At 73.8% G+C, this 11,857-nt stretch carries 10 protein-coding genes; 9 read left to right on the forward strand and 1 reads right to left on the reverse strand.

The genetic code is table 11. The features are described from left to right. Positions 1-33: 33 nt before the first annotated feature. The 9 genes from ligD (at position 34) to ACIQPT_RS26080 (ending at position 10,844) form a co-directional block, all read left to right on the forward strand. Positions 34-924 (forward strand): non-homologous end-joining DNA ligase, encoded by an 891-nt coding sequence (ligD, locus tag ACIQPT_RS26040; protein WP_401159004.1) that lies wholly within the window; start codon positions 34-36, stop codon positions 922-924. 254 nt (positions 925-1,178) lie between these two features. Continuing rightward, positions 1,179-3,488, forward strand: a complete 2,310-nt coding sequence (locus ACIQPT_RS26045) for a HEAT repeat domain-containing protein (protein ID WP_401159006.1) — start codon at positions 1,179-1,181, stop codon at positions 3,486-3,488. After that, positions 3,485-3,802: a zinc-ribbon domain-containing protein gene (locus ACIQPT_RS26050; protein ID WP_401159008.1), complete on the forward strand. Its 318-nt coding sequence runs from the start codon at positions 3,485-3,487 to the stop codon at positions 3,800-3,802. The genes ACIQPT_RS26045 and ACIQPT_RS26050 overlap by 4 nt, the downstream gene beginning before the upstream one ends. A gap of 111 nt (positions 3,803-3,913) precedes the next feature. Beyond that, positions 3,914-4,708: a hypothetical protein gene (locus ACIQPT_RS26055; RefSeq protein WP_401159010.1), complete on the forward strand. Its 795-nt coding sequence runs from the start codon at positions 3,914-3,916 to the stop codon at positions 4,706-4,708. Further along, on the forward strand, positions 4,705-6,087 hold the full coding sequence (locus ACIQPT_RS26060; protein WP_401159012.1) for an ATP-binding protein: 1,383 nt from the start codon (positions 4,705-4,707) through the stop codon (positions 6,085-6,087). The genes ACIQPT_RS26055 and ACIQPT_RS26060 overlap by 4 nt, the downstream gene beginning before the upstream one ends. A gap of 93 nt (positions 6,088-6,180) precedes the next feature. Next, a complete protein-coding gene (locus ACIQPT_RS26065) occupies positions 6,181-6,693 on the forward strand; it encodes an SH3 domain-containing protein (protein WP_401159014.1) in 513 nt (170 codons plus the stop codon). Between the two features lie 191 nt (positions 6,694-6,884). Next, complete coding sequence (locus ACIQPT_RS26070; protein WP_401159016.1) at positions 6,885-8,270, forward strand: FtsW/RodA/SpoVE family cell cycle protein; 1,386 nt, start codon at positions 6,885-6,887, stop codon at positions 8,268-8,270. After that, positions 8,267-9,724: a penicillin-binding transpeptidase domain-containing protein gene (locus ACIQPT_RS26075; RefSeq protein WP_401159018.1), complete on the forward strand. Its 1,458-nt coding sequence runs from the start codon at positions 8,267-8,269 to the stop codon at positions 9,722-9,724. The genes ACIQPT_RS26070 and ACIQPT_RS26075 overlap by 4 nt, the downstream gene beginning before the upstream one ends. A 37-nt stretch (positions 9,725-9,761) precedes the next feature. Continuing rightward, positions 9,762-10,844, forward strand: a complete 1,083-nt coding sequence (locus ACIQPT_RS26080; RefSeq protein WP_401159020.1) for an amidase family protein — start codon at positions 9,762-9,764, stop codon at positions 10,842-10,844. Between the two features lie 97 nt (positions 10,845-10,941). On the opposite strand, the gene ACIQPT_RS26085 is transcribed toward ACIQPT_RS26080, so the two are convergent. Beyond that, a complete protein-coding gene (locus ACIQPT_RS26085; RefSeq protein ID WP_401159022.1) occupies positions 10,942-11,823 on the reverse strand; it encodes a hypothetical protein in 882 nt (293 codons plus the stop codon). Positions 11,824-11,857 lie beyond the last annotated feature (34 nt).

Genomic DNA, 11,857 nt, shown 5'->3' on the forward strand with positions numbered 1-11,857 from the left:
CGCTTTAACGTGATTTCGTGTGACTCTTATCGTATGACGCCGATCACCGAGGTGGAGGGGCGACGGGTCTCGCTCAGCAATCTCGACAAGGTCCTGTATCCCGCCACCGGGACGACCAAGGGCGAGGTGCTCCACTACTACGCGGCCACCGCGGGCAGCGTGATCCTGCCCCATCTGCGCGACCGTCCCGTCTCCTTCCTGCGGTACCCGGACGGGCCGGGCGGCCAGCTCTTCTTCACCAAGAATCCGCCGCCCGGTACGCCCGCCTGGGTGGCCACCGCCGCCGTGCCCCGGAGCGAGGACCGGAACGCCCGGCAGGTGGTCGTGCGGGATCTGGCCTCGCTCATGTGGGCGGCCAACCTGGTGGTGGAGTTCCACACCCCGCAGTGGCGTGACGACGCGCCGGAGATCGCCGACCGGATGGTCTTCGACCTGGACCCCGGTTCCCCCGCGACCGTCGTGGAGTGCTGCGCGGTGGCGCTCTGGCTGCGGGAGCGCCTGGCGGCAGACGGGCTGTTCGCGTACGGGAAGACGTCCGGGTCCAAGGGGCTGCATCTGCTGGTCCCGCTGGAGCCCACCCCCTCCGGCGAGGTGTCCGCGTACGCGAAGCGGCTCGCGGTGGAGGCGGAGGCGGCCCTGCCGGGACTGGCACTGCACCGGATGAGGCGTGCCCTGCGGCCGGGCAAGGTCTTCGTCGACTTCAGCCAGAACGCCGCGGCGAAGACGACCGCCACGCCCTACACCCTGCGGGCCAGGCCCGAGCCCACCGTGTCGGCGCCGGTCACCTGGGACGAGATCGCGGGATGCCGGGAGGCCGGGGCCCTGGTGTTCCGCGCCGGGGACATGGCCGCCCGGCTGGACCTGCACGGCGATCTCCTCGCCCCGCTGAACGATCCGGAGCGGGCGCGTCCGCTGCCCGCGTGAACCCCCGAAAGGGTCCTGGACGCCCCGGGAACACCCGCTGCTCACAGGGAACCCACAGCCGAATCGTCTTGACCGGGTCATGACCTCGTTACGGCCCGGGGAAAGGCCACAAGTGGCGGGTGGATTGTCGGAGCCGTGGTGCACACTCTGCGCAGGCGCTTTCTACGGGGCGCGCCGGGAGGGGTGTGACGGACGGCGCGCGCCACGGGGGCGTGCCGGTCCGGACGCTGTCGTGGTCGTGGGGAGGGGATGGCGTGTTCTCGGGGATCGACGAGGTCGACTGGGCTTCGATGGAGCATGCCTACGGGCCTGCCGACGATGTGCCGGAGCTCCTGCGGGGGCTCGCCTCCGACGATCCGGCGGAGCGGGAGGCGGCGCTCGACGGCATGTACGGCGCGGTGCACCACCAGGGCGATGTGTACGCGTGCACGCTCGCGTGCATCCCGTTCCTGTTCGAGCTGGTCGTGGATCCGGGCGTGCAGGACCGGGGCAGCGTGGTGGAACTGCTCACCAGCATCGGCGGCTTCGACCTCGACGAGGACGACGAGGCGGAGATCGACGAGGACGAGATCGAGGGCGCCGCGAACTACGCGATGGCGGCCGCGGCGGTCACCGCGGGCGCGGGGGTGTTCTTCGAGCTGATCGCCGACGAGGACCCCGGGGTGCGGCTCGCGGCCCCGCTGGCGCTCGCCACGCTGCACCGGCACCCCGTGCGGGTGCTCGCGCTGCTGCGGGAGCGGCTGCCGGTGGAGCCCGAGGAGGAGGTGCGGCTCGCGCTCGTGGAGGCAGCCGGGCGGGTCGCGCTGCGGCACCGGCCGCTGGCGGGGCGGGTCGCGGAGTGGCTGGGCCGGCTGGCGTCCCGGGCGCACTCCCCGGGGCTGCGGCTCGCGGCCCTGGCCCAGCTGGCGCGCTGTGCGCCCGACGGGCTGCCCGGCGATGTGGTGCCGGTGGTCTCGGGGCTGCTGCGCGAGATGCGTTCGACGCCCGAGGAGCCCGCCGCCCCGGAGAGCGCCGTCCCGGAGGGGGACGCCGCGGAGGGGGACGCCGCGGAGGGGGACGCCGCGCGGGACGGGGGCGAGCCGGATTCCGGCCCGGACCCGGACGCAGGGCCGGTGGACTCCGAACAGGTGGACTCCGAGCCGATGGACAGGGATACGGAGCCGATGGACGCGGAGCCGGTGGCCGCGGCCGAGATCTCCCGGGGCGAGCAGGTCGCGACGCCGACGCTCGTGGGGCAGCTGCGGTCGCTGTCCGCCCAGGGGCACACGGAGAACGCGGAGAGCGGAGAGAACGCCGGGCGCGGCACCCCCTGGGCCGCGGATCTGCTGCGCACCCTGCACGTCGGTCTCGACGACCGGGTGGGCGACCGCACGGCGCTGCTCGCCGACCAGTTGCGCAGCCCCGACCGCCGGCAGCGCATCGACGCGGTGCGGATGAGCGGCGGGCTGATACGGGCCTGGCGCGGCCCGTACGAGGAGTTGGTGGCGCTCGTCGGCGATCAGCTCGCCGACCCCGAGCCCCGGCTGGCCGAGGCCGCGTCCCATGTGCTGGAGGAGCTGTTCTCCCTCGCCGCGCCCGCCGCGGACGCCCTGGCCGCCCGGCTGGCCGCCGAGCCCGGGGAGTGGGTGAAGACCTGGGCCGGCGGTCCGCCCGGGCTCGGCTCCACCGTGAAGGCCCTGGCGCGCCTCGGCGACGACCGGGCGGTGCCCGCGCTCGCGGCGGCTCTGGAGTTGCCGCAGGTGGCGCACGATGTGGGCTTCGCGGTGGGCCACCTGGGAGCGGCGGCCCGGCCGCTCGCCGGGGCGCTGCGGCGCAGGCTCGCGGAGGTGGAGCTGGACGAGGGCGCCTACGACCGGGCGAGCCCGCTGCTGGCCGGGCTGACCGCGCTGCGCGCGGGCGAGGCGGCCCCCGAGGTCCTGCGGGTGCTGCGCGGGGCGCCGGAGTACCGGGGCGAGTGGCTGCGTACGGCGGCGCTGCGGGCGCTGGGTTCGTTCGGGCCCGCCGCGCGGGAGGCGGTCCCGGAGCTGAGGGCGCTGATGCGCCGCCCGGGGACGGCGTGCGCGACCGAGGCGGCCGAGGCGCTGTGGGCGGTCTCCGGGGACACCGATGCGGTGCTGCCGGTGCTGATCGAGGGCCTCCAGTCGGACCAGGTGCACGACCGGCGGGCGGCGGTGGTGGCGCTGGGGGCGCTCGGGCCGCGCGCGGCGGTGGTGGCGCCCCGGCTGCGCGGGCTGCTGGCGCACGAGGAGCTGTGGCTGCGGGTGGACGCGGCGATCGCGCTGTGGGAGGTGACCGGCCGGTCGCCGGAGACCACCGAGGCGCTGCTCGCCGGCTGGGAGCAAAGCCGCCATGTCCGGGTCCGGGTGGCAGAATGCGTGGCACGGATGGGGCCGGTCCCGGCGGGGTCGGCCGCGGCACACGTCCTGCGGAGCGAACTCGCCTCCGTGCGCCGTCACAACGCCATGGACGGCGGGTACGGCAGTCATGACATCCACGAGGACGAAAAGCTCCTGGCGCTGTGCCGACGGGCACTCCGGGGGACGGGGAAAGGGACCACGGCATGATCATTTTCGGCACCAAGGGCTATCTCTACCAGCTGGCCATCCTGACGATGGTGTGCGGCTGGTGCGGCAATCCGGCGGCGCACACCCTGCGCAAGCGGGTCACGAAGTTCACGCTGTTCTTCGTGCCGCTGTTCCCGTTCTCGACGAAGTACGCCACGCAGTGCACCTTCTGCGGCGGGGAGCGGCAGATACCCAAGGAGGAGGCGGACCAGCTGCTCGCCCAGGCCGCGGCCGGGCAGGACGGAACCGCCCACGGCCAGGCCCCGCAGCAGCCCGGCTTCACCCCGCCCGGACAGAACCCGTACCAGCGCTGACCCTGCGGCGACCGTAGAGCCACGCAACGTCACGCAGTGGTGCGAACCGGGCATTGCACACGGCCGTCCGACTAGGGTGTGAAGCCTCTGTCGTCGAGGAGGAGGCGAGCCGTGCGCCCGCACCGCGCCCCGGCGGCGACCCGTACCGCCGTGTCCGCCGTCGCCGCGCTCGCCCTGCTGTCCGGCTGTGGCGCCGCCGGCGGGCTGAAGAGCGCCGGGGACGCGCCGTCGGCCGTCGAGCCCAAGCACCTCTGGCCGGATCTGCCGCCCGCCTCCTCCGCCCCGTACGACTACGGCGAGGGCGAGACCGCGCGTATCCCGGGGATCCGGGTGACCGGCGGCGATGTGCGACGGCTGGACCCGGTGGCGGTGGCGCAGGCCGGGCTGAAGGCGAAGACCAACCGGGACAGCGGCCTGGACGAGCTGCCGGACGCGACCGTCCGGCAGATCAGGGCGTGCCGGACCGCCCCGGACGACTGCCCGGTCCTCGCGCCCTACTACCGCGACCTGACCGGCGACGGCAGGGACGAACTGGTGCTCGGCATCCGGATGCCCGATCAGCAGCTCGCCGTGCGCGTGTACATGCCGGACGGGGACCGGCTGACCCGGATCATGTCCACCTACGACGCCGTCATCAGCGTGGAGCTGGCGGGCCGGGACGTGATCATGCGGGCCCCTTCGGTGATCCCGGGGTACGAGTACCGCACCGCGTGGTCCTGGGACGACCGGCAGCGCGCGATGCTGCCCACCCGGGACGAGATCCTCCGGACGCCCGAGCACCGGAAGGCCCCGAAGCCGAAGCACTCGCCGACGCGCACGCCTTCGGGCACGGCGACGGGCACGCCCTCGCCGTCCGCCGGCTCCGGCACCCGTACGCCTTCGGAATCGCCGGCGGAGACGCGATGAGACGTCGGCGCCGGTTCCGCTCGCCCTCCTGGACCGCGAGCCTCACCTGGAAGTCCGCGGTCTTCCTGACCGCCATGTGCTGCACCCTGGCCGCCCTCCTCGGCGTCCTGGTGCACACCGCCGTCACCCGGCAGACGGTCGACCACGCCCGCGAGAAGGCGCTGGCCCGGCTGGAGGTGGTGACCGACGCGTACGAGGCCGGGGAGCCGCTGCCCCGGGGGTCCGGCATCGACCCGCCGGGGCTGCCCGCCTCGCTGCGGGCCCTGGCGGCCGGCGGCGAGCGGGGCACGGTCGTGGCGGACGGACCGCACCGGCCCGGCGACCCGGACGGGCAGAGCGGCCCGGCGATGTGGGCGGCGGGCCCGGCGGACGGGCGGGCGCTGGCCACCTGGACGGACTACAGCCACAGCGCCCGCACCATCGGCGGCCTCGACCGGGCGATCATCGGCTCCTCGCTGCTGGCCATCGCCGCCACCCTGCTCGTCGGGCTGTTCGCCGTCGGCCGGGTGACCCGCAGGCTCCACCAGAGCGCCCGGGTGGCCCGCCGGATCAGCGCGGGCGACCTCGACGCCCGGGTGGACGACCCGCGCACCGCGCGCCCGGTCCGTGCCCAGGACGAGGTGGCGATCGTGGCGGGCGCACTCGACACCATGGCCTCGACCCTCCAGCGCAAGCTCCAGACCGAGCAGCGGTTCACCGCCGACGTGGCGCACGAGCTGCGCACCCCGCTGACCGGTCTGTCGGCCGCCGCCGAACTGCTGCCGCCCGGCCGCCCTGCGGAGCTGGTGCGCGACCGGGTGCGGGCGATGCGGGCGCTGACGGAGGACCTGCTGGAGATCTCCCGGCTGGACGCCCGTACCGAGCAGGTCGACCTCGCCGTGCACGATCTCGCGCCGCTGGCGGAGCGGGTCGTCCGGGCGTCGGGCACCGACACCGAGGTACGGGTGAGCGGCGCGGCCCGGGTGGAGACCGACCGGCGGCGCCTGGAGCGGGTGATCGGCAATCTGGTGGCCAACGCGCATCGGCACGGCGGCCCTCCGGTGGTGCTGAGCGTGGACGGCGCGGTGGTCTCCGTACGCGATCACGGCCCGGGGTTCCCGGCGTATCTGCTGGACGGCGGGCCGCAGCGGTTCCGTACGGACGGCGCGGGCAAGGGCCACGGTCTCGGGCTGACGATCGCGCTGGGCCAGGCCCAGGTCATCGGCGCCCGGCTGGAGTTCGGCAATCCGCCGGACGGCGGGGCGCTCGCCCGGTTGACCCTGCCGGAGTACGTGACTCTCGACGACGGGGATTCCGGCGGGAATCCGGGCCAGGACGGGGGCCCGGAGGGGACGGACGCCCCGGACGGCCCAGCGGAGGACCGCCCTCACACATCGTGACGCGTTGCGGACCGTGAGTGGCGAACTTAGCGTGACCAGCACGAGCCCAGCTCGTGTCCCCCACGGTCCCTTTCCTCATCGCATGGAGGCAGCATGTCCCCCCTGTCCCGCCCCTCGCGGCTCCGTCGGCTCGGCCTCTGCGTCGCCACCGGCACGCTCGCGGCGCTCACGGCCGCCGCTCCCGCCGCCATGGCGGCCGACCCCCAGCCCGTCGGGCAGCGCGCCGAGGCCACCGCGCCGGACCCGACGTCCGACGAGCTCTCCGCCTCGGCCCTGCAGCGCGAGCACGAGGCGCAGCAGAAGGAGGCCCGCCAGGAGGCGCGGAAGGAGGGTCAGGGCCAGGGCCAGGCAAAGCCCCAGGCGCCCAAGAAGACCTACAAGGGACGGGTCATCGCCAAGCCGTACCTGCTGCTCCGTGACAAGCCGACCCGCAGCAGCCGGATCGTCGGCTCGGTGAAGTACGGCTCGGTCGTCAACATCTTCTGCAAGACCACGGGCGACAACGTCGACCACAACAACCGCTGGTACCTGCTGACCGACGGTACGTGGGCCTGGGGTTCGGCCCGCTACATCGAGAACATCGGCGCCGCGCCGAAGTGGTGCTGACCTCGCGTCACCCGCACATGCGTCCGCCCGTGGAGCCCGGCCCTGTCGCCGCGAGCCCCGCGGGCGGACGCACGTTCCGGTGGGCGTCGGCATGAGCAAGGGTGTGAGCCGGCATGAGCAAAGTGGGCACTGACATGAGCAAAGGTGTGACATAAGGGAAATACCTCGCACCTCTTGCTACGTTGCGGAGCATGACCGCAACGACGGCGGACGCTCCCCCGCCCGAGCTACGCCTGCCCAAGCGGCGCGGGGTGGAGCTCGCCCTCCTCGTCGGGGGCGTCCTGATCTCCGTCCTCGGCTATGCGGCGGTCGGCCTCGCCCACGACGGCGCCGTACCCCCCGATGTCGTCGGGTACGGCGCCGGGCTCGGCGCGCTCGCGCTGCTCGCCCATGCCGCGGTCCGTTTCCGGGCCCCGTACGCCGATCCGCTGCTGCTGCCGATCGCGGTCCTGCTCAACGGTCTCGGCCTGGTGCTGATCTACCGGCTCGACCTGGAGACTCCGCATGACCAGGCCGCGCCCACCCAGCTCGTCTGGTCCACGCTCGGCGTCGCGCTGTTCACCGCCGTGGTGGTGCTGCTGCGCGACTACCGGGTGCTCCAGCGGTACGCGTATCTCTCGGTGGCCGCGGCGCTCGCGTTCATGATCGTGCCGATCTTCTTCCCCGCGGTGAACGGGGCGAAGATCTGGATCCGGATCGGCGGACTTTCCTTCCAGCCCGGCGAGTTCGCCAAGATCCTGCTCGCGGTGTTCTTCGCCGCCTATCTGGCCGCGAACCGCAACGCGCTCGCGTACACCGGCCGCACGGTGTGGAAGCTGCAACTGCCCGCCGGACGGGTGCTCGGGCCGATCGTGGCGATCTGGCTGCTGAGCGTCGGGGTCCTGGTGCTGGAGCGCGACCTCGGCACCTCGCTGCTGTTCTTCGGGCTCTTCGTCATCATGCTGTACGTGGCGACCGGCCGGACCGGCTGGATCGCGGTCGGCCTGCTCCTGGCCGCCGTCGGGGCCTTCGTCGTGGGCTCCTTCGAGCCGCACGTCCACAGCCGGGTGCAGGACTGGCTGGACCCGTTCGCCTCGATCGACGCCGGGCAGGGCCCCGGCCAGCTCGCCCAGTCGCTGTTCGCGTTCGCGGCGGGCGGGATGCTCGGGACCGGGCTCGGCGCGGGCCACTCCATCCTCATCGGCTTCGCCGCGAAGTCCGACTTCATCCTGGCGACGGCGGGCGAGGAGCTGGGGCTGAGCGGGCTGACCGCGATCTTCCTGCTCTACGCGCTGCTCGTGGCGCGCGGCTACCGGGCCGGGCTCGCCCTGCGCGACCCGTTCGGGCGGCTGCTGGCCATCGGTCTGGCGTCGATCCTGGCGCTCCAGGTGTTCGTGATCGCGGGCGGGGTGATGGGGCTGATCCCGCTGACCGGGATGGCGATGCCGTTCCTCGCCCAGGGCGGTTCCTCCGTCGTCACCAACTGGATCATCGTGGCGCTGCTGATCCGGGTCAGCGACGTCTCGCGCCGACCCCACCCGGAACAGGTGGAGACCGGGGTCATCGCGGCAGCAGTGGACGAGGAGAACGACCGGTGATCCGTTACATCCGGCGGGCCGCCGCCTTCTGTCTGCTGCTGCTCGTGGCGCTGCTCGTCAACGCGGCCCGCGTCCAGCTCTTCGAGGCCGACGAACTGGACGACAACCCGGCCAACCGCCGTAACACCATCGCCCGTTACGACCAGCCGCGCGGCAACATCCTGGTCGGCGACCGGCCCGTGACCGGCAACAAGGAGACCGGCGAGCAGCTCAGCTTCGAACGCACCTATCTGCACGGCCCGCTGTACGCCCCGGTGACCGGCTACGCCTCGCAGACGTACGGCACCACGCTCATCGAGAACGCCGAGGACTCCGTCCTGTCCGGTACCAATTCGCTGCTGGCACCGCTGCCGTTCTGGAACGAGTTCACCCGGGGCCGGCAGCCGGGCGGCGATGTCGTCACCACGATCCGGGCGTCGATGCAGCAGGCCGCGTACGACGGGCTGAGCGGCCGGCGGGGCGCGGTCGCGGCCCTGGATCCGTCGACGGGCAAGATCCTGGCCCTGGTCTCGACCCCGTCGTACGACCCCGAGCGGCTGTCGGGGACCGGTGCCGCGGTGACCGAGGCGTGGACCCGGCTGAACGCGGCCAAGAGCCTGCCGATGCTCAACCGGGCCATCCGGCAGACCTATCCGCCGGGCTCCGCCTTCAAGATCGTGACGGCGGCGGCGGCGCTGGACGCCCGGGTGGTGACGGACGCCGACGCGGCCACGGACACCCCGTCGCCGTATGTCCTGCCCGGTACGAGGACGACGCTGCCGAACGAGTCGAGCGGCTGCGAGGAGGCGTCCCTCGCGGATGCGATCCGGGTCTCCTGCAACACGGTGATGGCCCATCTGGGGGTGGAGGTCGGGCTGGACGGGATGGTGGAGGCGGCGGAGAAGTTCGGTTTCAACGACACCGGACTGCGCATCCCGTCCGGGGTGGCCCGGAGCAACTTCGACACCGATATGAGCGACGACCAGCTCGCGCTCTCCTCGATCGGGCAGTTCAACACGACCGCGACCCCGCTCCAGATGGCGATGGTCGCCGCGGCGGTCGCCAACGGCGGGGATCTGCGCCGTCCCCATCTGGTGGACCGGGTGACCACGAACGACGGGGACACGGTCCGCCAGGAGGGGGCTCCCGCGTACGAGCGGGCGATGAGCCCGTCGACGGCCGTTCAGCTCCAGCGGATGATGGTCGACGTGGTGGAGAACGGCACCGGGTCGAACGCGGCGATCGACGGGGTGAAGGTCGGCGGCAAGACCGGCACCGCCCAGCACGGCGTCGACAACTCCGGTCTGCCGTACGCCTGGTTCATCTCCTGGGCCCAGGCCCCCGACTCCGGCCGCCCGGCGGTCGCGGTGGCGGTGGTCGTGGAGGACGCGGCCGCCGACCGGGCCGACATCAGCGGCGGCGGCAGCGCGGCCCCGATCGCCCGGGCGGTGATGGAGGCGGCGCTGGACGAGTGACCCGCCCGGCGTCGGACGGTGCGGGCAGACTGGGCCCATGACGCGTACGACCTCCGCCGTGGCGCGGGCCCTGGAGCGGATCGACCGGCTGGACCCGGCGCTCAACGCGTTCGTCGAGGTCTGGCCCGACGAGGCGCTCGCCCGGGAACGGGAGGCCGTGGCGCGGCGGCTCCCGCTGGGCGGGCTGCCGTTCGCGGTGAAGGGCCCCACCGGCATCCGCTCGTACGCGGCCCGCCGGCTGATCGCGGCGGGCGGGGTCCCGGTCGGCGCGACCTCCGTCCCCGGCCCCGGGACGGTCTGGCAGACCTGGGGCCGGGGCGCCCACGGCCGTACGGTCAACCCGTGGCGGGCGGACCGCACGCCGGGCGGCTCCTCGGCCGGGTCGGCGGTCGCGGTGGCGGCGGGGATGGTGGAGCTGGCGACGGGCAGCGACGGGGCCGGGTCGGTCCGCATCCCGGCCGCCTGGTGCGGGGTGTTCGGGCTGAAGACGACGAACGGGCTGCTCCCCTCGCCCGACCGGTCCGGGCTGGCCTCGGCCGGTGTGCTCGCCCGGTCGGCGGCGGCAGCGGAACCGTATCTGCGCCATGTGCTGGACGGGTACGAACCGCCCGCCGCCCCGACTCTCCCGCTTCCCGCCGTCTACAGCGAGGACCTCGGCTTCGCGGACGTGGATCCGGAGGTGGCGGCGGTCGTCCGGGCGGCGGTGGACCGGCTCGTCGCGGCGGGGACCGTACGCCTGCTGGACGCCGACTGCGCTCTGCTCGACCCGGTGCGGGCCTGGCAGGCGGTACGGGGCGGGACGCCCGGGGACCCGGAGGCAGTGGCGGTCCGGCGGGCGAACGACGACCGGCTCGATGATCTCTTCGCCGCCGCGCCCCTGTTGCTGACCCCGGTCACGCCGAACCGGCCGCATGGGCACGAGGGCCCGGGCGACCTCTACTCGACCGCCTTGACCTGGGCGTTCAACCTGAGCGGCCATCCGGCGGCCAGCCTGCCCGCCGGATTCACCGGAGACGGCTGCCCGGTGGGACTCCATCTGGTGGCGGCGCGCGGGGCGGACGTCCCGCTGCTCGGAATGGCCCGCGCGGTGGAGAACGCCCTGCCCGCCGCGCGGCCATGACCGCCGGGGAACGCCCGACGGCCCGGGGGGCGGGTCGGGCGGGGAGCTCCGCCCCACCCGGACGGTGACAGAACAGGACAGGACGGGACGGGACGCGTCAGCCGATCGGCCGGCGGATCTCCTCGCGGATCTCGGCGGTCTCGACCGCGGCCGCCTCCAGGTCGATCGCCGTGGCGTCCTTGAGGGCCGTCTCGGGACGGATGATCCCCACCGACGCCCCGGTGTTGTCGTCGCCCCAGGCGCACATCGGGATGTTCGCCCGGACGCCGTTCCGGTTCGACTGGAGCACCTGGCACTTCAGCGTGATGTCGTGGCCGGCCGGCCTGAACTCCTTCGGGGGGACGGCCACGGTCGCGCCCTCCCCGTCGGCCCCGCCCTCCATCATCTTGCCGGTCATGGCCTCCGGCCCCGTGAACCGCCCGTACATCCCGGAGATCACCAGGGCTCCGCCCTTGGCCGAGGTGTACTGGCCGACGACGGCCTTCGCGTCCCGGACGGTGGGGTCGTACATGTCCTCGATCTTCTTGCCCTCGGTCGACGACAGGTCCTGGGCCAGGGTGAACTCGCCGTCCATCAGCTCCTGTTGCAGGACGAGCTTGTACTCGGCGTCCGGGAACACGGCGTCGGAGGCCTTCCCGACCAGCTGGGAGACGCCGTAGGTGATTCCGCCCGCCGCCAGGAGCGCGCCGGCCACGATCCCGACGATCAGCACGGTCCGCTTCTTCCGCGGCGGCTGCGGCCCTTGGGGCGGCCACCCGGCCGCGCCGGGACCGCCCCCGCCGGGTATGCCGGGCTGCTGCCCCCAGCCGGGCTGCCCCCAACCGCCGCCGCCCTGCTGGGGCGGGGCCGGCGGCTGCTGCGGGTAGCCGTAGGGCTGTTGCGGGGGTGTCCCGGGAGCGGCGGCCGGCGGGCCGTAGGGGTTCTGCGGGGACGGGGGCGGCCCGTACGGGCCCTGCGGCGGGTGCGGCGGGGTGGTCATGCGCTCACGGTACGACACGTTTGCGAACGGAATT

The organism is Streptomyces sp. NPDC091289, assembly GCF_044757365.1.
Lineage (GTDB): Bacteria > Actinomycetota > Actinomycetes > Streptomycetales > Streptomycetaceae > Streptomyces.